This window comes from Cupriavidus necator A5-1 (genome assembly GCF_000744095.1).
Classification (GTDB): domain Bacteria; phylum Pseudomonadota; class Gammaproteobacteria; order Burkholderiales; family Burkholderiaceae; genus Cupriavidus; species Cupriavidus necator_A.
Window position 1 is genome coordinate 4,062,105 of the sequence record NZ_JQLI01000008.1, and the last position, 25,125, is coordinate 4,087,229.

Annotated in this window: 22 protein-coding genes; 13 read left to right on the plus strand and 9 right to left on the minus strand. The window is 67.8% G+C overall.

What is annotated here, in order from left to right; genetic code table 11:
• Nucleotides 1-21: 21 nt before the first annotated feature.
• A complete protein-coding gene (locus K307_RS42895; protein ID WP_080745412.1) occupies nt 22-675 on the minus strand; it encodes a VTT domain-containing protein in 654 nt (217 codons plus the stop codon).
• Between the two features lie 144 nt (nt 676-819).
• Here K307_RS42895 and mutL point away from each other — a divergent pair, with 144 nt between their 5' ends.
• From mutL to K307_RS42915, 4 genes are all read left to right on the plus strand, one after another.
• Nucleotides 820-2,817, plus strand: coding sequence for a DNA mismatch repair endonuclease MutL (mutL, locus tag K307_RS42900; RefSeq protein ID WP_042887106.1), 1,998 nt, complete (start codon nt 820-822; stop codon nt 2,815-2,817).
• Between the two features lie 36 nt (nt 2,818-2,853).
• Nucleotides 2,854-3,819, plus strand: a complete 966-nt coding sequence (gene miaA, locus K307_RS42905; RefSeq protein WP_042887107.1) for a tRNA (adenosine(37)-N6)-dimethylallyltransferase MiaA — start codon at nt 2,854-2,856, stop codon at nt 3,817-3,819.
• A 68-nt stretch (nt 3,820-3,887) separates the two neighbouring features.
• On the plus strand, nt 3,888-4,391 hold the full coding sequence (locus K307_RS42910) for a GNAT family N-acetyltransferase (protein WP_042887108.1): 504 nt from the start codon (nt 3,888-3,890) through the stop codon (nt 4,389-4,391).
• A gap of 109 nt (nt 4,392-4,500) precedes the next feature.
• Complete coding sequence (locus tag K307_RS42915) at nt 4,501-5,247, plus strand: GntR family transcriptional regulator (RefSeq protein WP_042887110.1); 747 nt, start codon at nt 4,501-4,503, stop codon at nt 5,245-5,247.
• Nucleotides 5,248-5,269: 22 nt separating this feature from the next.
• Here the strand turns inward: K307_RS42915 and K307_RS42920 are convergent, their stop codons facing one another.
• The 5 genes from K307_RS42920 to purM form a co-directional block, all read right to left on the minus strand.
• A complete protein-coding gene (locus K307_RS42920; protein WP_042887111.1) occupies nt 5,270-6,013 on the minus strand; it encodes an aspartate/glutamate racemase family protein in 744 nt (247 codons plus the stop codon).
• A gap of 5 nt (nt 6,014-6,018) precedes the next feature.
• Nucleotides 6,019-7,413: an amidase gene (locus K307_RS42925; protein ID WP_042887112.1), complete on the minus strand. Its 1,395-nt coding sequence runs from the start codon at nt 7,411-7,413 to the stop codon at nt 6,019-6,021.
• 43 nt (nt 7,414-7,456) lie between these two features.
• Nucleotides 7,457-8,893, minus strand: coding sequence for a dihydropyrimidinase (gene hydA / locus K307_RS42930; protein ID WP_042888124.1), 1,437 nt, complete (start codon nt 8,891-8,893; stop codon nt 7,457-7,459).
• A gap of 48 nt (nt 8,894-8,941) precedes the next feature.
• On the minus strand, nt 8,942-10,270 hold the full coding sequence (locus tag K307_RS42935) for an MFS transporter (RefSeq protein ID WP_042887113.1): 1,329 nt from the start codon (nt 10,268-10,270) through the stop codon (nt 8,942-8,944).
• 336 nt (nt 10,271-10,606) lie between these two features.
• Nucleotides 10,607-11,659, minus strand: a complete 1,053-nt coding sequence (gene purM / locus K307_RS42940) for a phosphoribosylformylglycinamidine cyclo-ligase (protein WP_042887114.1) — start codon at nt 11,657-11,659, stop codon at nt 10,607-10,609.
• Nucleotides 11,660-11,863: 204 nt separating this feature from the next.
• Between purM and K307_RS42945 the strand changes: the two genes are divergently transcribed.
• The 9 genes from K307_RS42945 to K307_RS42985 all read left to right on the plus strand — a co-directional run bounded on the left by K307_RS42945 (nt 11,864) and on the right by K307_RS42985 (nt 19,549).
• A complete protein-coding gene (locus K307_RS42945) occupies nt 11,864-12,934 on the plus strand; it encodes an AI-2E family transporter (RefSeq protein ID WP_042887115.1) in 1,071 nt (356 codons plus the stop codon).
• Nucleotides 12,935-12,981: 47 nt separating this feature from the next.
• Entirely contained in the window at nt 12,982-13,689 is a 708-nt protein-coding gene (hda, locus tag K307_RS42950) for a DnaA regulatory inactivator Hda (RefSeq protein WP_022536503.1), read from the plus strand.
• A 90-nt stretch (nt 13,690-13,779) separates the two neighbouring features.
• Nucleotides 13,780-14,454, plus strand: coding sequence for an HAD family hydrolase (locus tag K307_RS42955; protein WP_042887116.1), 675 nt, complete (start codon nt 13,780-13,782; stop codon nt 14,452-14,454).
• A gap of 1 nt (nt 14,455) precedes the next feature.
• Nucleotides 14,456-15,997 carry a polynucleotide adenylyltransferase PcnB gene (gene pcnB, locus K307_RS42960; protein ID WP_042887117.1) on the plus strand — a complete coding sequence of 514 codons (1,542 nt, stop codon included), beginning with the start codon at nt 14,456-14,458 and terminating at the stop codon, nt 15,995-15,997.
• The gene (folK, locus tag K307_RS42965; RefSeq protein WP_042887118.1) at nt 15,998-16,528 is read left to right on the plus strand and encodes a 2-amino-4-hydroxy-6-hydroxymethyldihydropteridine diphosphokinase; all 531 of its coding nucleotides are present in this window, start codon (nt 15,998-16,000) and stop codon (nt 16,526-16,528) included. It begins immediately after the preceding gene.
• A gap of 45 nt (nt 16,529-16,573) precedes the next feature.
• Entirely contained in the window at nt 16,574-17,215 is a 642-nt protein-coding gene (locus K307_RS42970) for a deoxynucleoside kinase (protein WP_042887119.1), read from the plus strand.
• A gap of 117 nt (nt 17,216-17,332) precedes the next feature.
• Nucleotides 17,333-18,154: a 3-methyl-2-oxobutanoate hydroxymethyltransferase gene (gene panB / locus K307_RS42975; RefSeq protein ID WP_042887120.1), complete on the plus strand. Its 822-nt coding sequence runs from the start codon at nt 17,333-17,335 to the stop codon at nt 18,152-18,154.
• A 4-nt stretch (nt 18,155-18,158) separates the two neighbouring features.
• Nucleotides 18,159-18,857, plus strand: a complete 699-nt coding sequence (locus tag K307_RS42980; protein WP_042887122.1) for an ABC transporter permease — start codon at nt 18,159-18,161, stop codon at nt 18,855-18,857.
• Entirely contained in the window at nt 18,854-19,549 is a 696-nt protein-coding gene (locus K307_RS42985; protein ID WP_042887123.1) for an energy-coupling factor ABC transporter ATP-binding protein, read from the plus strand. Before K307_RS42980 ends, K307_RS42985 begins: the two co-directional genes overlap by 4 nt.
• Nucleotides 19,550-19,558: 9 nt before the next feature.
• On the opposite strand, the gene pabB is transcribed toward K307_RS42985, so the two are convergent.
• The 3 genes from pabB to dnaK all read right to left on the minus strand — a co-directional run bounded on the left by pabB (nt 19,559) and on the right by dnaK (nt 25,075).
• A complete protein-coding gene (pabB, locus tag K307_RS42990) occupies nt 19,559-21,493 on the minus strand; it encodes an aminodeoxychorismate synthase component I (RefSeq protein ID WP_042887125.1) in 1,935 nt (644 codons plus the stop codon).
• Between the two features lie 312 nt (nt 21,494-21,805).
• On the minus strand, nt 21,806-22,951 hold the full coding sequence (gene dnaJ, locus K307_RS42995; RefSeq protein WP_042887126.1) for a molecular chaperone DnaJ: 1,146 nt from the start codon (nt 22,949-22,951) through the stop codon (nt 21,806-21,808).
• A gap of 171 nt (nt 22,952-23,122) precedes the next feature.
• Nucleotides 23,123-25,075, minus strand: coding sequence for a molecular chaperone DnaK (gene dnaK / locus K307_RS43000; protein WP_042887128.1), 1,953 nt, complete (start codon nt 25,073-25,075; stop codon nt 23,123-23,125).
• Nucleotides 25,076-25,125: the final 50 nt, after the last annotated feature.

The window sequence follows — 25,125 nt, forward strand, 5'->3', positions numbered from 1 at the left end:
CGCGGCAAGACTGCAACGGCCTCAGCGCTCGACGCGCGAAGGCCGGCGGCGATTGCCGCGCACCAGCTTCCACAGCCCGCCCAGTATTAGCGGCACCACCGCCGCGCCGATACCGGCCAGCACGATCAGGTTCAGGTACTGCTTGATGAACGGCAGGTTGCCAAAGAAGTAGCCGGCGAAGACCAAGCCGACCACCCACGCCACGGCGCCGATCACGTTGAACATCTGGAAGCGCGCGAAAGTCATCTGCGACACGCCCGCCACGAACGGCGCGAAGGTGCGCACGATCGGCACGAAGCGCGCCATCACCAGGGTCTTGCCGCCATGCCGCTCGTAGAAGTCATGGGTGCGGCGCAGCGCATCCTGGTCCAGGAAGCGCCACTGGTGGTCGAACACCTTGGGGCCGATCCAACTCCCCACCATGTAGTTGACGGTATTGCCCGTGATCGCGGCGGTCAGCAGCAGGCCGATCAGTGCCCACTCGTTCATCGCGCCGGTTGCGCAGAAGGCGCCCGCGATAAACAGCAGCGAGTCGCCCGGCAGGAACGGCACCACCACCAGCCCGGTTTCCGCGAACACAATCAGGAACAGGATGGCATAGACCCAATGGCCGTACTGGTCGATGACCGTGCCCAGGTATTTGTCGACATGCACCAGCATGTCGATGAGCTGCAAAGCGAGATCCAAGTCGTTCCCCGTTATGTTGGTTAGTATGGCCGATTCTATGGCCTGAATGATACAAGAGCCGCCACGCGGATCCGCCACCTTTGGCACCGCTGCGCCACCGACTCTGGGCGGACGGCCACGTATAATCGCCGGATGCCAGACATCGCCTCCCGCACCGACCTTTCCACCGCCTTGCGCACCACCCAGCTGCCGCGCCCGATCCGGCCGCTGCCGGACCAGCTCATCAGCCAGATTGCCGCCGGTGAAGTGGTCGAACGCCCGGCCTCGGTGGTCAAGGAACTGCTGGAAAACGCGCTCGACGCCGGCGCCAGGCAGCTCGGCATCCGGCTCGAAGAAGGCGGCGTGCGGCGCATCGTCATCACGGATAACGGCTGCGGCATCCCCGCCGCCGAGTTGCCGGTGGCGCTGATGCGCCACGCCACCAGCAAGATTGCCTCGCTCGACGAACTGGAATCGGTGCTGACGCTGGGCTTCCGCGGCGAGGCGCTGGCCTCGATCGCGTCGGTTTCCCAGCTGGCGCTGACCAGCCGCACCGCGGCCGATGCCCATGCCACGCAGGTCAGTGCCGATACCGGCACGGTGCAACCCGCTTCCGGCGGGGTCGGCACCACGGTCGACGTGCAGCACCTTTACTTCAACACGCCGGCGCGCCGAAAGTTCCTCAAATCGGAACAAACCGAACTGGGCCATTGCCTGGAGATGGTTCGGCGCGTGGCGCTGGCGCGGCCCGACGTGACCATCTCGGTCCACCACAACGGCAAGCCGCTGGAGCACTGGAACGCCGGCGACGTCGCCACCCGTACCGCGCAGGTACTGGGCAGCGACTTTGCCAAGGCGCGGCTGCCGCTGGACGAGCAGGCCGACACGCTGCACCTGTATGGCTTTGCCGGCCTGCCCACCGCCTCGCGCGGGCGCCCGGACCAGCAGTACTTCTTTGTCAACGGCCGCTTCGTGCGCGACAAGCTGCTCAACCACGCGGTGCGCAGCGCCTACCAGGACGTGCTGCATGGCGACCGCTTCCCGTCGTATGTGCTGTGCCTGGACCTGCCGCCGGAAATGGTCGACGTCAACGTGCACCCGTCGAAGATCGAAGTGCGCTTTCGCGAATCGCGCGCCGTGCACCAGTTTGTCTATCACGCGGTGCAGCGCTGCCTGGCAAGGCAGGCAGGTGAGAACGGCGACAGCCTGCATACTGACAGCGACGGCGAAATCGGCGTGCCGCCCGGCGGGCTCGCCCCGGCCGGCGCACACGAGGCTCGGCCCGGCTATGCGGGCGGTGGCGGTGGCGGCCAATGGATCAACTACTCGGCGGCGCGCCAGACCGAACTCGGCATTGCCCAGCCGCGCCAGGCCTACCTGGGCATGGTGCGCGATGCCATCGCGCCGCCCGCACGTCCATATGGCGCGTTCCCTGGCGCCTCGGCGCAGCCCCCGGCCTGGCTTGCCGATGCGCAAGCGGCGCGAGCCGACGATCCGCCCGGCCTGCTGGACCGATTGCCGCCCGCGGAGCGCGGCGATCCGGGCGCGCCTGAAGATGCCCCCGACGACCACCCCCTCGGCTACGCCATCGCCCAGCTGCACGGCATCTACGTGCTGGCGCAGAATGCGCGCGGGCTGGTGCTGGTGGACATGCACGCTGCGCACGAACGCATCCTGTACGAGCAGATCAAGGCCGGCCTGGACGCGCGCGACCTGGCCGTGCAGCCGCTGCTGATCCCGGTCACGCTGCCCGCCAGCCCGGTCGAGATCGGCGTGACCGAGGAACACCAGGAGACGCTGACGCTGCTCGGCTTCGATATCGCGCCGGTGTCGCCCACCACGCTGGCGGTGCGCGCCGTGCCCGCGCTGCTGCAACAGGCCGATGCCGAGGCGCTGGCGCGCGACGTGCTGCGCGACCTGCACGCCTTTGGCGGCTCGCGCGTGCTGGCCGAGCGGCGCAACGAGCTGCTGGCCACGCTGGCCTGCCACAGCGCGGTGCGCGCCAACCGCAAGCTCACCGTCGAAGAAATGAACGCGCTGCTGCGCCAGATGGAGCAGACCGAGCGCGCCGACCAGTGCAACCACGGCCGCCCCACCTGGGTGCAACTGACCGTGACCGAGCTGGACCGGCTGTTCCTGCGCGGGCAGTAAGCCGCCGGCCCCGCCCTCTCAAACACACTGCATTCGATGTCCGCCGTACCCCAAGATCCCGCCATGCATCCGCCCGTGGTCTGCCTGCTCGGCCCCACCGCCTCCGGCAAGACCGCTGCCGCGCTGGCGCTGGCCGCCGACGCGCCGGTGGAGATCATCAGCCTGGACTCGGCGCTGGTGTACCGCGAAATGGATATCGGCACGGCCAAGCCCACGCGCGAAGAACTGGCCGCCGCGCCGCACCACCTGATCGACATCATCGACCCGGCCGACAGCTACTCGGCCGCGCAATTCGTCAGCGATGCGGAGCGATTGATTGGCGAGATCCGCGGCCGTGGCCATGTGCCGCTGATCGTCGGCGGCACCATGCTCTATTACAAGGCGCTGACCCAGGGCCTGAACGACCTGCCACAGGCCGATGCCGCGCTGCGCGCGGAGCTGGACCAGCTCGCCGCCGAGCGCGGCTGGCCGGCGCTGCATGCGATGCTGGCCGAGGTCGACCCGGTCACCGCGGCGCGGCTCGCGCCCAACGATGCGCAGCGCATCCAGCGCGCGCTGGAGATCCACCGCCTGTCGGGCCAGCCGATGTCGGCGCTGCTCGCGCGGCAGGCCGAGGGCCGCACCTTTGCGGGCGCAGCGGACCAGCGCTACCGCGTGATTGCGCTGGAGCCGTCGGACCGGCTGGCGCTGCACGCGCGCATCGCCCAGCGCTATGACGCGATGCTGGCCGGCGGCTTTATCGAAGAAGTCGAACGGCTGCGTGCCCGCGGCGACCTGCACCCGGGGCTGCCGTCGATCCGCTGCGTGGGCTACCGGCAGGTGTGGGAATACCTGGATGGCGAATCCGACTTTGCCACCATGCGCGAGCGCGGCATCGCCGCCACGCGGCAGTTGTGCAAGCGCCAGCTGACCTGGCTGCGGAGCACGCCCGAGCGGCTGGTGGTGGACTGCCTGGCGTCCAGCTACGTTGACCAAGTGCGCAGGCTGGCGGACTTCCATTGACGGGCAGGCAAGCCAAGTGATGCTCAGGCGATAATCGCAGTCTGTTCACTGCTGCGCAAACACCGAGCATGTCCAAGCCCGCCTTCACCATCCGCCCCGCCACCGCCGCCGACAGCGAAACGCTGTTCAACCTGATCCTGGCCCTGGCCGAGTACGAGAAGCTGACGCATATCGTCGAAGCCACGCCGCGGAAGATCCAGGACGCGCTCTTCGGCGCCACGCCGCACGCCGAGGCCGTGCTGGTCGAAGTGGAGTCCGAAGGCGACCGCCAGGCGGTGGGCTTCGCCCTCTTCTTCCACAACTTCTCGACCTTCCTGGCCAAGCCCGGCCTGTATCTGGAAGACCTGTACGTCGACCCGGCCTGGCGCGGCCACGGCCTGGGCAAGGCGCTGCTCAAGCACCTCGCCGCGCTGGCGGTGGCGCGCGGCTGCGGCCGCTTCGAATGGTCGGTGCTGGACTGGAACCAGCCGTCGATCGAGTTCTACCAGGCCATGGGTGCCGACCTGCTGCCCGACTGGCGCACCTGCCGCGTGACGGGCGAGGCGCTGGCGAAGCTGGGCACGGCAAAGTAATACAACCGGAAGGCAACCGGTCCACCGTCGGTGATATACACTTGACTGATTGCCGCCATACAATAGCGGCACCGAATGTCTTTTTCCCGGACCGCCAACACCGACCGTCATGCCACGAATCAAAGCCGACCAGCCCGCCGCACCTGTCTCCGACGGTGCGAACGAAACCGACGCAGACAATGCGCGCGGCGCGTCGGTGGAGGAAATCGCCGAGCGCATCCTGACCGCGATCTGGGAGCACCGGCTGCCGCCGGGCACCAAGCTGGTCGAGGAAAAGCTGGGCGGCGTATTCGGCGTGAGCCGCACCAAGGTACGGCTGGCCTTCGGCAAACTGGCGCATGAGGGTGTGCTGACGGTGCATCCCAACCGCGGCACCTTCGTCTCCAGCCCGAGCGTGGCCGAAGCGCGCCAGGTGCTGCACTCGCGCCGCCTGCTGGAGCCCGCGCTGGTGCGCGACCTGGCCGGCGCGATCGGGCCGCAAGGCTTGCGCGCGCTGCGCGACACCACGCGCGAGGAAGCGCAGGCGCGGGACAGCAACGACCGGCGCGCCATCATCCGGCTGTCGGGCGAATTCCACTGCCGGCTGGCGGAAATGACGGGCAACCAGTACCTGGGCAAGTACATGCGCGAGCTGTGCTCGTTGACCTGCCTGATCATCGCGCTCTATGACGCGCCGGGCGTGCCTTCATGCCCGCACCATGAACACGACGATATCGTCGATGCGCTGGAGGCCGGCGACGGCGACCGCGCCGCGCAGCTGATGGCCGAGCATCTCGAGCATGTCGAGAGCACGCTGCGGCTGCAGGCGCCGGACGAGGAAAAGGTCGACCTGGAAGCGGTGTTCGCCGCGGTCTGAGCCGCGGCTAGTGGGAAGGCGCTTAGCGGTGCTCGATGCGCGCCGCCAGTGCCTCCGGCAAACCCTTGGTCGCCTTGGCATCCGGACGCCGGAACGTGCCCGCGGTAGCCTTGCGCGGCTGCAGCGCAACCAGCGCCTCGGCCTGCTTGACGGCTGCGGCCATCTGGTCGACCACCGGCACCGCGATGCGGTCGCGCACGCGCGCGGCAAGACCTGCCAGCGGGGCGCCCGCCAGGATCACCACGTCGGCCTCATCCTCCACCACCGCGCGGTTAGCCAGCTCGACCAGCACCGCTTCCTTCTCTTCCTGCACATCCGACACCGAGGCAAAGCTCCCGTCGAGCATGCGGATGCCGGCCAGCCGGCTGCGCAGGCCGTGCATGTCCACGCACTCCTCGTACCAGGGCCCGAGCGCGCGCGCGAAGGTGACGATGGCAAAGCGCCGCCCCAGCATGCAGGCCGACAGCATGGCCGCCTCGGCCATGCCCACCACCGGCAGGTCGAACAGTTCGCGCGCGCCCATCAGGCCGGGGTCGCCGAAGGCGGCAATGATGGCGGCGTCGAACTGGCTGTGGTGCTCGGCCAGCATTTCCAGTGCGATGGCACCGCCGATCTGGGCCTCGGCGCGCGTGGCGATATAGGGCACGCCGCGGCTGGCGGTCAGCGGCACCAGTTCGGTACCGGGCGCGGCCGCGGCGGTGGCGGCGTGCATCAGCCGCTCGGTGATGCCCTCGCTGGTATTGGGGTTGAGAACGAGGATTCGCATATCGGTTATCCGGCAGGATTGAGCAGCGGCGCCAGCAGGCTTTCGGCCAGCCGCGCGGCAGCCAGCACGCTGCGGTCGGCGCCGCGCGGGCCGGCGATCTGCAGGCCCACCGGCAGGCCGTCGCGGCCGCTGCCGCAAGGCACCGAGATCGCCGGTGCCAGCGCATGGTTGAAGAACGGGGTGAACACCGCGTGGGCGCGCGGCTCCACCGCGACGCCGCCGATCCGCTCCGGGCCGAGCCGATCATTGCGCCAGGCCACACACGGCGTGGTCGGGCACAGCAGCAGGTCGTAGCGGGTAAAGAACCCGGCCACCGTCAGCGCGATCTGGTGGCTGGCTTCGCGGGCACGCGCCACGTCGGCGCCGGTCCAGGCAAGGCCGCGTTCGATCTGGCGCGCGATATCGGGATCGAACACATCGGGATCGCGGCGCCATGGCTCGCCGTAGAGATTGGCCAGGCCCACATGCTGCAGCGGCATCAGCGCGGCCTCGTCGGCGCCGGCGGGCCATTGCGGGTCGGCCCGCTCGATGGTCAGGCCCGCGGCCTGCAAGCGCGCCACGGCCTGCTCGAAGGCCTGCGCGACGTCGTCGTCGACCGGCGTGTCGAGGCCCAGCCGCGGGCTCACGGCGATCTTCAGCGTATGCAGCGGCCGCGCGGCGCCCGGCGTGAACCCGAGCGTATCGGGATCGCGCGCATCGGCGCCGGCCAGCGCCTCGAACATCAGCTCCGCATCGGCCACCGTGCGCGTGATCGGCGCGATCACCTGGATGCCGTTGAAGGCATGGGGAAAGCCGACCGAGTCGGGAATCGCGCCGTAGGAAGGCTTGAAGCCGACCACGCCGGCATGCGCGGGCGGGCGCCGGCTGGAGCCGCCGCCATCGGTGCCCAGCGCCAGCGGCGCCATACCGGCGGCGACCGCCACCGCGCAGCCGCCCGACGAACCGCCGGCGGTGAGCGTGGCATCGAGCGGATGGTGCGTCAGGCCATAGACCTTGTTGGTGGTCAGGCCCTTGCAGGCGAACTCGGAGGTATTGCCCATGCCGAGCACGATCGCGCCCGCCCGTCGCAGGCGCTCGACGGCAATGGCATCGGCCGGCGCGACAAAGTCGCGGTACAGCTGCGAGCCCTGGGTGACGCGGCGGCCCTGGCTCCAGATCACGTCCTTGACGATCACCGGAACGCCTGCCAGCAGCGGGCGTTCGCCCTGCGCCAGGCGCGCGCGCAGTTGCGCCAGGTCGGCGTCGACCAGGTCCTGGCGTTGTTCGAAGACGGCGTTCAACTGGTCGTTGCGCGCCGCGATGCGGGCCTGGAAGGCAGCGACCACCTCGGCGGGGTCGAGGCGGCCAGCGACGACGCGGCCGGCGATGGTGGCGGCGTCCAGGCGGTTAGTCAGTTCCATATTGGCAGTGTCGGTCAAAGCTTCAGCAAGGCAAAGGCGGTCTTTACAAGCTGCCGCCGGAAGTCCGGTAGCGCGGCCGCGCCATTTCCGGCAGCGCGCACGGCAGGAACTGCCCGTGGCCGGCCTCGGCGCGCACCTCGCCCTCGTGCGCCACCACCTTGCCGCGCACCAGCGTGGTCACCGGCCAGCCGGTCACGCGCATGCCTTCGTACGGGGTGTAGTCGACCGAGTGGTGCAGGTCGGTGTTGCGGATCACCACTTCGCGCTGCGGGTCCCAGATCGCCAGATCGGCATCGGCGCCGATGGCAATGGTGCCCTTGCGCGGATGCAGGCCATACAGCTTGGCGGGATTGGTCGAGGTCAGCGCGACAAACTGGTTGACCGAGATGCGCCCGCCATTCACCCCAGCAGAGAACAGCAGCGGCAGCCGCGTTTCCAGCCCCGGGATGCCATTGGGGATGTACTGGAACGGCACTTCCTTGCCGCCGGGCATCTTGCCCTGCGGGTCCTCGTAGCGGAACGGTGCGTGGTCGGACGAGAAGATCGTGAACAGACCGTCGCCCAGTCCGTCCCAGATCACCTCCTGGTTGCTGCGGTCGCGCGGCGGCGGGCTGCACACGCACTTGGCGCCGTGGTAGCCGGGCTGGTCGAGGTCGTCGGCGGTCAAGAACAGGTACTGCGGGCAGGTCTCGGCAAAGATCTTCATGCCGCGGTTGCGCGCCCAGCGGATCTGCTCGACCGCTTCCTTGCCGGACACATGCACGATCAGGATCGGCACGTCGACCAGTTCCGAGAAGGTGATGGCGCGATGGGTGGCCTCGCGCTCGATCGCCATTGGCCGGGCCAGCGCGTGGAAACGTGGCGCGGTATTGCCGGCGGCCTCCAGCTTCTCGGTCAGCCAGGCGATGCAGTCCGAGTTCTCGGCATGCACCATCACCAGCGCACCTTCCTGGCGCGCCACCGACAGCACGTCGAGGATCTCGCGGTCGTTCAGCTTGAGGTCGTCGTAGGTCATGTAGACCTTGAACGAGGAATAGCCCTCGCGGATCAGCCCCGGCAGCTCGTCGCGCAACACCGCCTCGGTGGGATCGGCCACGATCAGGTGGAAGGCGTAGTCGACCACCGCCTTGCCGTCGGCGCGCTGGTGGTAATCGTTCACCGCGGCACGCAGCGAATGGCCCTTCTCCTGCGCGGCGAACGGGATCATGGTAGTGGTCCCGCCGCAGGCCGCCGAGACCGAGCCGGTGCGGAAGTCGTCGGCCATCCTGAGGCCGTCCGGCATCGGCTGGTCCAGGTGGCAGTGCGCATCGACGCCGCCCGGCAATACCAGCTTGCCGCTGGCGTCGATGGTCTGCGCGGCGTCGCCCAGGTCATGGCCGAGCTGCGCGATGCGGCCGCCGGCGATGCCGATATCGCACTGCATGGTGTCGCTGGCGGTCACCACGGTGCCGTTGCGGATGATCAGGTCGAACTGTTTCACGATACTGCTCACGAGAAGATTGGTACTGCCGCTTTCCTTGGTCCGGATTCAGCGGTCCGCGTCGGACAGGTGCATGCGATTGGTTTCACGCGCGGCAGCCGCGGCCACAGCGATCAGCGCGCACACCACGGCCAGGTAGATCGCGACCGGCGCGGTGCTGCCAAAGCGGTCGAGCAAGCCGATCGCAATCAGCGGGGCGAGCGCGCCGCCAAACACGCCGGCAAACTGGAAGCCGAGCGAGGCGCCGGTCACGCGCACCCGGGTGGCGAACAGCTCCGGCAGGAACGACGCCAGCGGCGAGAACATGAACGACACCAGCACCATGCCGACGAACGAGGCCAGCATGATCAGCGCCGGGCTGCCGGTCTTGATCAGCGTGAAGAAGAAAAAGGCCCACACCGCACCACCGATGCCGCCGATCATCAGCACCGGGCGGCGGCCAATGCGGTCGGCCAACAAGCCGGCGATCGGGATAAACAGGATCTGCGCCACCGCGCCCAGCAGCACGGCATTGAGCGCGATGCTCTTGGGCAGGCCCAGCTTGGTCGGCACGAAATACAGCAGGAACAGCGTGAACACGTAGAAGGCGATATCGCCGCCCAGCCGCGCGCCGAAGGCGATCAGCAGCTGCTTCTTGTAGTTGCGCAGCACTTCCATGATCGGTGCGCGCGCTTCGGCGTGCGATTCCTCCAGCTTCTCGAACATGCCCGATTCACGCACGTTGGAGCGGATATAGAGCCCGACGCCGACCAGCAGGGCCGACAGCAGGAACGGCACGCGCCAGCCCCAGCTCAGGAACGCTTCTTCCGAGACCTGCCAGGTCACCAGCGCGAATACGCCGTTGGCCAGCAGCAGGCCGATCGGCGCCGCGAGCTGCACCAGGCTGCCGAGGATGCCGCGCCGCTTACCTTCAGGGTCTAGCTCGTTGACCATGATTGCCGCCCCGCCCCACTCGCCGCCCAGCGCCAGGCCCTGCACCACGCGCAGCAGCACCAGAAGCACCGGCGCCAGTGCGCCCGCGGCGGCATAGGTCGGCAACAGGCCGATGCCGAAGGTGGCCAGGCCCATCATCAGCAGGGTGATGATCAGGATGGACTTGCGGCCCATCTTGTCGCCGAAGTGGCCGAAGATCGCCGCGCCCAGCGGCCGCGCCACGAAGGCGACGCCGTAGCTGGCAAAGGACAGCAGCGTCGCGGTTAGCGGATCGCTCTGCGGGAAGAACAGCTTGGGGAAGACCAGCGCGGCGGCCGATCCGTAGATGAAGTGGTCGTAGAACTCGAGCGTGGTGCCGGCGAGGCTCGCCCCGGCAACACGCGCGACGGATTGCTTCTGGGGCGACGCGCCTTTTGCCGCTGCGTCGATGCTGACTGCTTGCATGGTGGATCCTCCAATGGTCCTGGCCTGCCCCTGGCGTGCCGGTGGGTCCCCACGTCGCGCCAAGGCGTTGTCTCCGGGCGCGGCATGCGTGTGCCGCGCCTTTGCTCAGTACATTAGGCGATAAACCGCCATACAATCAAGATAAATATTGTTTGTCAGAAGTGGTGCAGATGCATGCTGGATATTGGTGCGATGCACGAAAACGGGTCGCCGGACAGCGCACGGCACAACGCGCGCGGATGACCAGGGTAAACCCTGATGAGCCAGACGCAGGACGAAAAAAACGGCGCATGCCCAAGGCATGCGCCGTTTTTTTCCGGGGTGCCCGCGTTAGCGTCAGACCACGATGGTCTGCGCCTCGCCCTCGGCGCGCTCGCGAATCTCGCCGATCTCCCACACAGCCTCGCCGGCCGCCTGCAGGTGGCGAATGGCGCGTTCGGCGTCTTCCTTGGCCACGATCACGACCATGCCAATGCCGCAGTTGAACACGCGGTGCATTTCGTCGTCGGCCACGCGGCCCTGCGCCTGCAGCCACTGGAACAGCGGCGGCAGCGTCCAGGCGTCGCGCTGCAGCACGGCGGTGACATTCTGCGCCAGCACGCGCGGCACGTTCTCGGTCAGGCCGCCGCCGGTGATATGGGCCATGCCCTTGACCGGCAGGGTTTCGATCAGCGACAGCAGCGGCTTCACGTAGATGCGCGTGGGCGCCATGACGGCGTCCTGCAGGCGCTGGCCGTGGAAGTCGGCGTTCAGGTCCGGCTTTGCCACTTCGATGATCTTGCGCACCAGCGAGTAGCCGTTGGAGTGTGCGCCCGACGAGGCCAGGCCCAGCACCACGTCGCCCGGGGTGATGGTGCTGCCGTCGATGATCTTCTTCTTTTCGACCGCGCCGACCGCAAAGCCGGCCAGGTCGTATTCGCCGTCCGGGTACATGCTCGGCATCTCGGCGGTTTCGCCGCCGATCAGCGCGCAGCCGGCCAGCTCGCAACCGCGGGCGATGCCCTGGATCACGGTGGCGGCGGTGTCCACGTCCAGCTTGCCGCAGGCAAAGTAGTCGAGGAAGAACAGCGGCTCGGCGCCCTGCACCAGGATGTCGTTGACGCTCATCGCGACCAGGTCCTGGCCGACGGTGTCGTGGCGGTTGAGCTGGAAGGCCAGCTTGAGCTTGGTGCCCACGCCGTCGGTGCCGGACACCAGCACCGGCTCCTGGTATTTCTTCGACAGCTCGAACAGCGCACCGAACCCGCCGATGCCGGCCATCACGCCTTCGCGCATGGTGCGCTTGGCGAACGGCTTGATGCGGTCGACCAGCGCGTCGCCGGCATCGATGTCAACACCGGCGTCGCGGTAGGAAAGGCCTGCCTGGCCGGCGGTCGGGGATGCGCTCATGGGAACCTGCTTGTCCTGGAGGAAATAAAGTGATGAATTCGGCGCTCTGGCCAGCACAGCTTCCGTCGTTTGGCATCGGAAGGCGGGCGCGAGTCCAGTAGAATCGCAATTTTAACGGATAGAGGCCCCCGGCTTCCAGTTTCCGGCCACATTCGCGCCGCGAACCCGCCAAGTCGCCCAGGCACCTCGCCCCAACCCCTATTGATGAATGCCCCGCTGCTGAACCAAGAGACCAAACGCATCCTGCTCTGGATCGCAGTGACCATTGCGCTGTTCGCCGCCATCATCGCGCTGGCGCCGGTGCTGACGCCGTTCCTGTTCGCGTTCATCTTCGCCTATATCCTGAACCCCGGGGTCGACTGGCTGCAACGCCGCCGGATCCCGCGCGCGGTCGGCGTGACGCTGATGATCCTGCTGCTGACGGTGATCTTCGTGATGCTGGTGCTGCTGCTGATCGCGGTACTCCAGCGCGAGATCCCGCAGATCCGCGAGCAGTTGCCGATCCTGCTGAAGAAACTCAACTCCGTGGTCTCGCCGCGGCTGGCGGAGTTCGGCGTGCGCATCCGCTTTGACTTCCCGGGCCTGCGCAACATGCTGTCGGACCATTTCTCGGCCAGCCCGGAAGACCTGCTGGTGGTGCTGCTGAACTATGTCAAGATGTCGGGCTCGGCGCTGATTACCGTGGCCGGCATCGTCTTTATCGTGCCGATCGTCATGTTCTACCTGATGATGGACTGGCACATGGTGATGCGCCGCATCGAGGGCGTGGTGCCGCGCCGCTGGGTGCCCAAGGTGCGCGAACTGACCAACGAGACCGACGCGCTGCTGTCGCAATACCTTCGCGGCCAGATCCTGGTGATGGTGATCCTGGCGGCAATCTATTCGATCGGGCTGACCGTTGCCGGCTTCGAGATCGGCGTGCCGGTCGGGGTCTTCACCGGGCTGGCGGTGTTTATCCCGTATATCGGCTTCGGCGTCGGGCTGGTGATGGCGATCCTTGCCGCGCTGCTACAGTTCGGCAACTGGTACGGGCTGGCCGCGGTGGCGGTAGTCTATGGCTTCGGCCAGTTTATCGAGAGCTTCTACCTGACGCCGCGCCTGGTGGGCGAGCGCATCGGGCTGCACCCGCTGGTGGTGATCTTCGCGCTGCTTGCCTTCGGCCAGCTGTTCGGCTTCTTCGGCGTGCTGCTGGCGCTGCCGACCTGCGCCGTGCTGCTGGTCGGGGCGCGGCAGCTGCGGCGGGTTTACCTGGCCAGCGACCTGTACCGAAAATAACGGTTGCCCCGCCAACGCGCCCGTCACCTGCAAGTTAGCCATACGTCATGTTCCCGCGTCCCAAGCAACTGTCGCTCGAGCTGGGCAGCCCGCCGCCTTCGACTTTCGAGAATTTCGTGGTGGCCTCCAACCGCGAGTCGGTGCAGCGCCTGCAAGCGCTGCCCGCCGCGGTCGCGCAGGAGCGCGCCACCGACCGGCTGGTCTACCTGTGGGGCGAGGTCGGGTGCGGCCGCACCCACCTGTTGCACGCCGTGTGCGAGGCCGCGCCCCAGCATGGCATCCGCAGCCGCTACCTGAGCCCGCACCATCCGCTGTCCGACTTCCTGTTCGATCCCTGGTGCCAGCTCTATACCGTGGATGACGTCGAGCTGCTGGACGAGGCGCGCCAGATCGCGGTGTTCTCGCTCTACAACGAGGTGCGCGCCCACGTACGCACCGCACTGGTGGTCGCCGGCGGGCTGGCCCCGCGCGCGATGCCGGTGCGCGAAGACCTGCGCACGCGCCTGGGCTGGGGCCTGGTGTACCAGGTCGCGCCGCTGTCGGACGACGACAAGAAGGCCGCTGTGCTGCAAGCTGCACGCGAGCGCGGCCTGCAGCTCTCGCCCGAGATCACCCACTGGCTGGTGACCCGCCACTACCGCGACATGCCCAGCCTGATGGCGCTGCTGGACGCGCTCGATACGTACTCGCTGGAACGCAAGCGGCCGGTCACGCTGCCACTGCTGCGCGAAATGTTCGCTGAATTCCGGGATTAGCCGGTCCTAACCCCTGGCGCCAGGCCCCAAGCCGCGCCGGGAGTTAGTCCTGCCCGACTCCCCTCACGCCTTAAGGTAAAATCGCCGCCCATGAATCTGGCACTCTTTGACCTCGACCACACCCTGATCCCGACCGACAGCGACCATGAATGGGGCCGCTTCCTGGTCCGCCTGGGCGTCGTCGACGAGGAAACCTACCGGCAGAAGAACGACGAGTTCTACGGCCACTACAAGGCCGGCACCCTCGATATCCAGGCTTTCCTGCGCTTTGCGCTGGCGCCGCTGGCGGCCAACCCGCGCGACCGGCTCGACGCCATGCGCGCGCGCTTCATGCACGAGGTGATCGATCCCGTGATCACCCCGCAGGCCCGCGCACTGGTCTACAAGCACATCGAGGCCGGCGACCTGTGCGCCGTGGTGACCGCCACCAACAGCTTCGTCACCGCGCCGATTACCGCGGCCTTCGGCATCAAGCACCTGATCGCCACCGAGCCCGCCACCGTCGACGGCAAGCCGGAAAGCCAGTTCACCGGCGAGGTCCACGGCGTGCCCAGCTTCCGCGAAGGCAAGATCACCCGCGTCGAATCCTGGCTCAAGAGCCAGGGTGCGCAGTGGGACCACTTCAAAAAAACCACCTTCTACAGCGACTCGGCCAACGACCTGCCCCTGCTGGAAAAAGTCTCCGAGCCGATCGCCACCAACCCGGACGATCGCCTGCGCCACCACGCCGCCGCGGCAGGCTGGCGCATCATGGATCTGTTCTGACGTGATCAAGAAGCTCATTACCCGGCTGCTGGGCAAACCCGGCCCCAAGCTGCGCCGTACCGGCCGCGCCCATACGCCGCGCATCGTCGGCGCCGACGAACACCAGATCGACCCGACGCTGCTGTCGCGCAATGCCGTCAAGGTCACTTCCACGCTGCAGCAGGCCGGCTACCAGGCGTTTATCGTCGGCGGCGCGGTGCGCGACCTGCTGCTCGGCATCAAGCCCAAGGATTTCGACGTGGCGACCAACGCCACGCCCGACCAGGTGCAGGCGCTGTTCCGGCGCTCGCGCATCATCGGCCGTCGCTTCCAGATCGTGCACGTGACCTTCTACGGCGGGCGCGAGCAGGAAATCATCGAAGTCTCGACCTTCCGCGCGCTGGTCGACGCCATCGCCAGCGAAACGCTGCCCGAAGGCCGCCGCCTGAAGCGCGCCGAGCTCGACAGCAAGACCCATGCGATCGACGCCTCGGGCCGCGTGCTGCGCGACAACGTGTGGGGCTCGCAGGCTGAAGACGCGGAACGCCGCGACTTCACCATCAACGCGATGTACTACGACCCGGCCGCGCAGACCGTGCATGACTACCATCACGGCATGGAAGACATCCGCGCGCGCACGCTGCGCATGATCGGCGACCCGGTCACGCGCTACCGCGAAGACCCGATCCGGATGCTGCGCGTGGTGCGCTTTGCCGCCAAGACCGGCTTTGAGATCGACGAGGCCACGCGCCACCCGATCGCCGGCCTGGCCTCGCTGATCCACAACGTGCCCAGCGCGCGCCTGTTCGACGAGATGCTCAAGCTGCTGATGTCCGGCCACGCCTGGGCCTCGCTGCAGGAGCTGCGCAAGGCGGGCCTGCACAAGGGCCTGCTGCCGCTGCTGGACGTGGCGCTGGAGCAGCCGATGGGCCAGCGCTTCGTGCAGCTGGCGCTGGACAACACCGACCGCCGCGTGCAGGCCGGCAAGCCGGTTTCGCCCGGCTTCCTGTTCGCGGCGCTGCTGTGGCACCACGTGCTGCAGCGCTGGAGCAAGTTGCGCGACGAGGGCGAGCACGCCATCGCCGCGCTCAACGCCGCCATGGATTCGGTGCTGGAAAAGCAGACCGGCCAGCTCGCGATCCAGCGCCGCTTTGTCACCGACATGCGCGATATCTGGGGCATGCAGCCGCGCTTCGAGAAGCGCGTGGGCCGCATGCCGTTCCGGCTGCTGGAATCGCCGCGCTTCCGCGCCGGCTTCGACTTCCTGCAGCTGCGCTGCCAGTCCGGCGAACTGCCGGAAGAGCTGGCCACCTGGTGGCAGGACTTCCAGGACGCCGACCCGGGCGAGCGCGAAGGCCTGATCGAGGCGGCGCGCGGTGCACGCGGCCCGGGCGGCCCGGGTGGCCCGGGTGGCCAGGGCGGCCAGGGTGCCGAGGGCGAGGGTCCGGCGCGCAAGAAGCGCCGCCGACGCAGTCCGCGGAAATCGGATAAAGTTTCTTCCCGGAGCGACTCGGACGCGGGCGAGGCAGCACATGCCGGCCCCGGCCAGCCGGAGGAAACGTAAATGACTCTCGCCTTCATCGGCATCGGCGCAAATCTTGGCGATGCCCGCCAGGCTATCAAGGACGCCATCGTGTGCCTGGCCCAGCAGGTCGGCATCACGGTGCTGGCGCGTTCCTCGCTCTATCGCACCGCGCCGGTCGATGCCGGCGGCGACGACTACTATAACGCGGTGGTCAAGGTGCAGACCTCGTTCACCGCGGCGCAACTGCTGCGCATCTGCCACCACATCGAAGACCAGTTCGGCCGCGAGCGCCCGTTCCGCAACGCGCCGCGCACGCTCGACCTGGACCTGCTGCTGTTCGGCGACGAGCAGCACGATGACGAACACCTGACCGTGCCGCACCCGCGCGTGACCGAGCGCGCCTTCACGCTGGTGCCGCTGCTGGAGCTGGACGCCGCGCTGGCCATCCCCGGCCGTGGCCCCGCCGCTGACTTCCTGGCTGGCGTCGGCGCGCAGCGCATCGAGAAGGTTTCCACCTGCAAGTGCCTGCGCATGCAGGCCGCCGCCGGCAATGCCGGCCCCGCCGGCTGAACGCGCACGGCGGCGCCCGCCCCCCCGACTGAAGCCTGAAGCGCCATGCTCGATCACCTGCGCCGCATCGTCGTCGAAGGCCCTGTCGGGTCCGGCAAGACCTCGCTGGCCCAGCGCCTGGCGCGCACGCTGCACGCGGGCGAGCTGCCCGACTGCGCGCGCCGGAGCCCGTTCCTCGAACCCTTCTACCGCGATCCCGCACGCCATGCGCTGGCGATGCAGCTGTGGTGCCTGACACAGCGCGCCGTGCAGTTGCAGCAGTGGCAGGCGGCGCTGCTGGCCGGCCAGCGCATGGTCACCAACTTCCTGATGGCCAGGGACCGGCTGCACGCCGCGCTGACGCTGTCCGAGGATGAGCTGGCGCTCTACGACGCCATCGCCGCGCGCTTCAGCCTGCCGCCGCAGCGCGCCGACCTGGTCATCATGCTGCAGGCCACGCCGTCGCTCCTGCGCGAGCGCATCGTGCGCCGCGGCGAGCCCGGCGAGGCCGGCATCGACGAAAACTACCTGCAGCGCCTGACCGGCGCCTACGGCGAACTGTTCCACCGCTACGACGAGGCGCCCGTGCTGATCGTCGACACCGCCCATTTCAATCCGGTGGACAATGATGACGATTTCCGTACACTACTGTCGCGCATCGAAAATATGCGCGGCCGCAAGGCCTTCCTGAATCTTGCTGCGCCCTGACAGGCCACGCCTGCCAGACACACAACACAATAACGACGGCAGTCGTTGCCCTGCAGGGTCGCCCGGCCGCCCGCGGCGCAGCAACGGCACAACCAGCCGTCATAGACGGGCACTGCCATGAGCTACCTCCTCGACCCCTCCCGCAAGACCATCACGATTCCCAAACTGCAGGCGATGCGCGACGCCGGCGAGAAAATCGCCATGCTGACCGCCTATGACTCCAGCTTCGCCGCGCTGCTCGACTACTGCGGCGTCGAAATGATCCTGGTCGGCGACTCGCTGGGCAATGTGATGCAGGGCCAGCAGACCACGCTGCCGGTCACGCTGGAACAGATGGCCTACCACACCGAATGCGCGGCGCGCGGCAACCAGACCGCGTTGCTGGTGACCGATCTCCCGTTCGGCACCTACCCGACGGCGGAGACTGCCTTTGCCAGCGCCGTCACGCTGATGAAGGCCGGCGCGCAGATGGTCAAGCTCGAAGGCGGCGACTGGCTCGCGCCGATCGTCAAGTTCCTGGTCGAGCGCAGCATCCCGGTGTGCGCGCATATCGGCCTGACGCCGCAGTCGGTGCATGCGCTCGGCGGCTTCAAGGTGCAGGGCAAGACCGACGCCGGTGCGGCCCAGCTCAAGCGCGACGCGCTGGCGCTGCAGGCCGCCGGTGCCCAGGTGATCCTGATGGAGGCGGTGCCCGCTGTGCTCGCCGGCGAAATCACGCAGCTGCTGAAGGTCCCCACCATCGGCATCGGCGCGGGCGTGGACTGCACCGGCCAGGTGCTGGTGCTGCAGGACATGCTCAATATCTACCCGGGCCGCAAGGCCAAGTTCGTGCGCAACTTCATGGAAGGCCAAACCTCGATCGAGGCGGCCGTGCGCGCCTACGTGGCCGCCGTGAAGGACGGCAGCTTCCCCGCCCCCGAGCACACCTTCTCCGCCTGACGCGGTGGAGATCGCATCGGCCACCGCGGATGCGTTCCGCCTGCTGGCCAGCGGCGATGCGGCGCTGTGGTTTATCGTCTGGACCTCGCTGATGGTGGCGGTGCTGGGGCTGGCGATCGCCACCGTGCCGGCCATCGCCGCCGCCTGGCTGATCGCCACGCGGCAGTTCCCGGGGCGGCGCGCGGTGGTGGTGGTGGCGCAGGCCTTCCTGTCATTCCCGACTGTGCTGGTCGGGCTGGTCCTCTACCTGCTGCTGACGCGCCAGGGGCCGCTGGGCGGTTTGCAACTGCTGTTCACGCCATCGGGCATGGTGATGGGGCAGGCGGTGATCGGTTTCCCCGTGGTGCTCGCCTTTGCGTTGTCGACCTTGCAAGGCGCCGACGTGCGCCTGCGTGAAACCGCCTGGGTGCTCGGCGCGGGACGCTGGCGCACCTTCGTCACCGTGATGCGCGAGCTGCGCTTCGGGCTGATGGCAGCGGTGGTCGCCGGCTTCGGCCGGGTGATTGCCGAGGTGGGCTCGGCGCTGATGATCGGCGGCAATATCGAAGGTTCGACCCGCACCATCACCACTGCCATCGCGCTGGAAACCAGCAAGGGCGAGTTCGCTCAGGGCATCGCGCTGGGCATCGTGCTGGTGGCGCTGGCGCTGCTGGTCAATATCGGCATGGCGTGGCTGCAGGGCGCGGGAGGTTTCCGCCGATGATGCCTGCTGGCAGCATTCACGCCCCGCTGCTGACCGTGCGCGGGCTGGCGCGTTCGATCGGCCTGCGCCGGCTCTTTGCCATCGACGAGCTGGTGATCCCGCGCGCCACCGCAATCGTGCTGACCGGCATGAACGGCGCCGGCAAGACCACGCTGATGCGCATGCTGGCCGGGCTGGAGCCGGCGCCGGGCGCTATCGCGCAGTGGACCGATGCACAGGGTCAACTGCACGCCGCCCCGCTGGACCCGCTGCCACCGGCGCTGCGCCAGCGTATCGCTTACCTGCATCAGCACCCTTACCTGTTCCGAACCTCGGTGCGCGAGAACATCGCCTACGGCCTGCACGCGCGCGGCATGCCGCGCGACGAGATCGCGCGCCGCGTGGGCGATGCGCTGGGCTGGGCCGGCGTGTCGCACGTGCAGGACACGGCGCCGGAATACCTGTCCGGCGGCGAGATCCAGCGCGTGGCGCTGGCGCGCGCCAAGGTGCTGGAGCCGGAGCTGCTGCTGCTCGACGAACCGACCTCGAGCCTGGACGGCCACGCGCGCGAGCAGGTGATCGCGCTGGTCAGCGACCTGGCCACGGAGGGCCGCACCGTGGTGATGGTTTGCCACGACCGCGAGCTGATCAATTTGCCGGGCGTGGTGCGCTGGAAACTGGGCGACGGCGTGCTGGACCAGCATCACCCGTAGCGGCTGCATTTACGGTTGCAGCGGTTGCAGCGTCGCCGGCAGCGCGCCGCGCAGGGCGTTGACCACCATGATGGCCTCGGCGCGCGCCAGCATGGCGCGGGTCACCACCGCTTCTTCCGCGGTTTCGCCGGGCGCGCCAAGCGCCGCCCCGCCCTCTTCCAGCACCACTGCGCGCATTACGCCGGGCAGGATGTCGGCCGACAGCGGCGGCGTCAGCCAGCGGCCGTCGATGCGGACGAAGACCGAGCTGCGGCCGCCTTCGAGCAGCTCGCCATGGGTATTGAAGAACAGCCGGTCGAAGCCGCCGGCGCGTTCCGCGGCCTGCCAGCCGGCGTCGAAGACCGCGCGGGCGCTGGTCTTGTGGCGGCGCAGCGGGTCGGCATCGGGCAGCGGTTCGGTGGCGATGTCGATCGTGACCGGGCCGGCGGGCATCGGTACCACCGCGCCGCTGGCAAACGCGAGCGCGCCGCGCTTGTCCACGCTCATGCGCAGGCGCCATGTCCCGGCGCCCAGCTGCGCCACTTGCGCTGCCACGGCGGCGCGTGCCGCAGCGGCATCGAAGGCGAAGCCGAACGTATGGGCCGAGGCGCCAATGCGCGCAAGGTGCCGCGCCAGGTACAGGCACTCGCCGTCCTGCACGCGCATGGTCTCGAACAGGATAAAACCGGGATCGTGCCGCGTCAGGAAGCGCGCCTTCCAGCCGCATTCATCGAATTCCTCCGCCGCGACGCTGTCGTGGACGATGCCGCCACCCACGCCCATCTCGCCTGTGCGCACGCCGCCATGCGCTGGCGCCAACACCAGCGTGCGGATCGCCACCGACAACGCGAACGGTTCCGCGGTGCTTTCGTCAGTTGGCGCATCGATCCATCCGATCGCGCCGGTGTACAGCCCGCGCGGCGCGCCTTCCAGCTCGGCAATGATCTCCATGGTGCGCCGCTTGGGCGCGCCGGTGATCGAGCCGCACGGGAACAGCGCCGCCATCAGCGCACCAAAGCCGGTGCCCGGCCGCGCCGTCGCGGTCACGGTGGACGTCATCTGGAGCACCGCGCCGAACGGCTGCACGGCGAAGCGCTCGGGCACCGCCACGCTGCCTGGCTGCGCGATGCGGCCGAGGTCGTTGCGCAGCAAGTCGACGATCATCACGTTCTCTGCGCGGTTCTTGGCGTCGGCGGCCAGTGCGGCGGCGGCTTGCTTGTCGCGTTCGGCATCGCCGGAGCGCGGCGCGGTGCCTTTCATCGGCCGGGTCAGCAGGTGGCCGTGGCCGTCGTGGCGGACGAACAGTTCCGGCGACAGCGACAGCACCCAGCTGTCGCCGGGCATCTGCGCCAGCGTGCCGTATGGCACCGGCTGCGCAGCGCGCAGCGCGGCGTACAGCGCTATCGGGTCGCCGAAGGCGCCGAAGCGCAGGCGCTGGGTGTAGTTGACCTGATAGGTGTCGCCGGCTTCGATCCACTGGTGGATGCGGGCGATGGCGTCGTTGAAGGCTTCGCGGGGGGTGTTGGAGACTACGTCCATCATGCCCGCTGGCATCTGTTCTGCCTTGGACTGGAGCCACGCGGCGACGCCTGTGGCATCGAGCCGGCGCAGGTCGCGGAACCACAGCAGACGCAGCGCGCCGTCGTGGAAGGGCATCGCGTTGTCGGTGTGCACCGGCGCGTCGACCAGGGCGCCGCCGAACTCGTACGGGGTGAACAGCGTGGCGTGCCAGCCGTGGCGCCAGCCTTCGGCGAGCATGGTGTCGAGGTGCGAGATGTCGCTACCGGTAGACAGTATGTCTTCGCGGACGAAGCCAGTGTAGAGGCGCGATGCGGCCTCCGCCGGCGCAGCCGTGGCGTCATCGAGAAGAACGAAGACCTCCCCTCCTCCCGGCTGGTTGCTCCCCTCTCCCGCTTGCGGGAGAGGGGCCGGGGGAGAGGGAGGGGGCTGGATACTAGCTACCACGGGAAATCGTCAGGGAAAAAGGCGGGACAGCCATGCATTATCGCGCGCCGGGGGGCGTCGGGAGGATATTTGGAACGTGGTCGATGCTGCCAGCGCCCGCCCTCACCCCCGGCCCCTCTCCCGCCTGCGGGAGAGGGTTGGGGTGAGGGCCGGGCGCGTCGATGAAGCACAGTCCTGCGGTGTGCCGGGGCCTGGCCTCTCCCCCGGCCCCGCGAGCGGGAGAGGGGAACACAAGGGGATCGGGTGACCGCATCCACAAAAAACAAAACCGGCCACGCTCACACGTGGCCGGCCTTATGCCGCTAAGCCAGATCAGCTGAAGAAACTCTTCACCTTATCCAGCCAAGACTGCTCCTGCGGGCTGTGCCGCGACCCACCCTCATGCACCGAGCGGTCGAACTGACGCAGCAGTTCCTTCTGCGCCTCGGTCAGCTTGACCGGCGTCTCCACGTTCACATGCACATAGAGATCGCCCGGATACCCCGAGCGCACGCCCTTGATGCCCTTGCCACGCAGGCGGAAGGTCTTACCGGACTGGGTGGCTTCAGGCACCGGGAAGCTAGCCTTGCCGCTCAGCGTCGGCACTTCCAGGTCTCCGCCCAGCGCCGCGGTGGCGAACGAGATCGGCATCTGGCAGTGCAGGTCGTCGCCGTCGCGCTCGAACACCTGGTGCGGCTTGATGTGGACTTCCACATACAGGTCCCCCGGGGGGCCGCCGTTGATACCCGGCTCGCCGTTGCCGGACGAGCGGATGCGCATGCCTTCGTCGATGCCGGCCGGGATCTTCACTTCCAGCGTCTTCTGCGACTTCAGCTTGCCCTGGCCATGGCACTTGGTGCACGGCTTGGGTATGTACTTGCCGCTGCCGTGGCACTTCGGGCAGGTCTGCTGCATGGTGAAGAAGCCCTGCGACACGCGCACTTGGCCGGCGCCGTGGCAGGTCGGGCAGGTTTCCACGCTCGAGCCGGGCTCGGCGCCGTTGCCGTGGCAGTGGTCGCAGTCGTCCCAGTGCGGCACGCGGATCTGCGCCTCGTGGCCGTGCGCGGCCTGCTCCAGCGAGATCTCCATGCTGTAGCGCAGGTCGGCGCCGCGATAGGCCTGCGGGCCGCCGCCGCCGCGACGTCCACCAGCCTGCTGGCCGAAGATGTCGCCGAAGATGTCGCCGAAGGCCTCGGCGAAACCGCCATAGCCCTGCGCACCGCCGAACCCGCCCGCCATGTTGGGGTCGACACCGGCATGGCCATACTGGTCGTAGGCCGCCTTCTTCTCCGGGTCGGAAAGCATCTCGTAGGCCTCTTTGACCTCCTTGAATTTTTCCTCGGCGACCTTGCCGTCCTTGCCCTCCGGATGGCGGTCCGGGTGGTACTTCATCGCGAGCTTGCGATAAGCCTTCTTGATCTCGTCGTCGCTCGCGTTCTTGCCTACCCCGAGCACTTCGTAATAGTCACGTTTTGCCATGGTGGCTCAAACCCTTTTGGCCGGCACGCACATGCGGCGCGACACCGGCGAATAGCAAAAAAGCCGAGCGAGGCATCCGACGGCGGTTTCCCGCTGGGTCCGATGGCCGCGCCCGGCGTCGGGGCGGGAGCGGTGCCGGCCAGTGCCTGCACCGCCGCCCGCGTGTCCCGATTACTTCTTGTCGTTGACTTCCTTGAATTCGGCGTCCACAACGTTGTCGTCCTGCGGCTGCGCCTGCTGGCCACCGGCCGAGCCGGCGCCGGCGGCAGCACCGGCCGTGGCACCTTCGCCAGCCTTGGCCTGCATGTCGGCGTAGACCTTCTCGCCCAGCTTCTGGCTGACTTCGGACAGCGCGTTGACCTTGGCATCGATCTCAGCCTTGTCGCCGCCGCGAGCGGCGTCTTCCAGTTCCTTGATCGCGGCTTCGATCTTTTCCTTCTCGCCGCCTTCCAGCTTGTCGCCGTATTCGGTGAGCGCCTTCTTGGTCGAGTGGATCAGCGCGTCGGCCTGGTTGCGGGCGTCAGCCAGCTCGCGGGCCTTCTTGTCTTCCTCGGCATTGGCCTCGGCGTCCTTGACCATGCGCTGGATCTCGTCTTCCGACAGGCCCGAGTTCGCCTTGATGGTGATCCGGTTTTCCTTGCCGGTCGCCTTGTCCTTGGCGCCCACGTGCAGGATGCCGTTGGCGTCGATGTCGAACGACACTTCGATCTGCGGCGTGCCACGCGCTGCGGGCGGAATGCCTTCCAGGTTGAACTCGCCCAGCAGCTTATTGCCGGAGGCCATTTCACGCTCGCCCTGGAACACCTTGATGGTCACCGCCGGCTGGTTGTCGTCGGCGGTCGAGAACACCTGCGCATGCTTGGTCGGGATGGTGGTGTTCTTGGTGATCATCTTGGTCATCACGCCACCCAGGGTCTCGATCCCCAGCGACAGCGGCGTCACGTCCAGCAGCAGCACGTCCTTGCGGTCGCCTGACAGCACCGAACCCTGGATCGCGGCACCGACGGCCACGGCTTCGTCCGGGTTCACGTCCTTGCGCGCTTCCTTGCCGAAGAACTCCTTGACCTGTTCCTGCACCTTGGGCATGCGAGTCATGCCGCCGACCAGGATCACGTCGTCGATGTCGCTCACCTTGACGCCCGCGTCCTTGATCGCGATGCGGCACGGCTCGATGGTGCGCGTGATCAGCTCTTCCACCAGGGATTCGAGCTTGGCGCGGGTCATCTTCAGGTTCAGGTGCTTCGGACCCGAGGCATCGGCCGTGATGTACGGCAGGTTGATCTCGGTCTGCTGCGAGCTCGACAGTTCGATCTTGGCCTTTTCAGCGGCTTCCTTCAGGCGCTGCAGCGCGAGCACGTCCTTGGACAGGTCCACGCCCTGGTCCTTCTTGAACTCGCTGATGATGTAGTCAATGATGCGCTGGTCGAAGTCTTCGCCGCCCAGGAAGGTGTCGCCGTTGGTCGACAGCACTTCGAACTGCTTTTCGCCGTCCACGTCCGCGATCTCGATGATCGAGATGTCGAACGTACCGCCGCCGAGGTCATACACGGCGATCTTGCGGTCGCCCTTCTCGTTCTTGTCCAGGCCGAAGGCCAGCGCGGCCGCGGTCGGCTCGTTGATGATGCGCTTGACGTCCAGGCCCGCGATGCGGCCGGCATCCTTGGTCGCCTGGCGCTGCGAGTCGTTGAAGTACGCCGGCACGGTGATCACGGCTTCGGTCACCGGCTCGCCGAGATAGTCCTCGGCCGTCTTCTTCATCTTGCGCAGCACTTCGGCGGAAACCTGCGGCGGGGCCAGCTTCTGGTCGCGCACCGACACCCATGCGTCGCTGTTATCAGCCTTGACGATGGAGTACGGCATCAGGCCGATGTCCTTCTGGACTTCTTTCTCTTCAAACTTGCGGCCGATCAGGCGCTTGACCGCGTACAGGGTGTTGCGCGGGTTGGTGACGGCCTGGCGCTTGGCCGGCGCGCCGACCAGGATCTCGCCGTCTTCCATGTAGGCGATGATCGACGGGGTGGTGCGGGCACCCTCGGAGTTTTCGATGACCTTGGGGGTGTTGCCCTCCATGATCGCGACGCAGCTGTTGGTGGTACCGAGGTCGATACCGATGATCTTACCCATTTATTCTCTCCTCTTGAGCCAGCGCTATCCGCGCGACTGCAATTCAACCT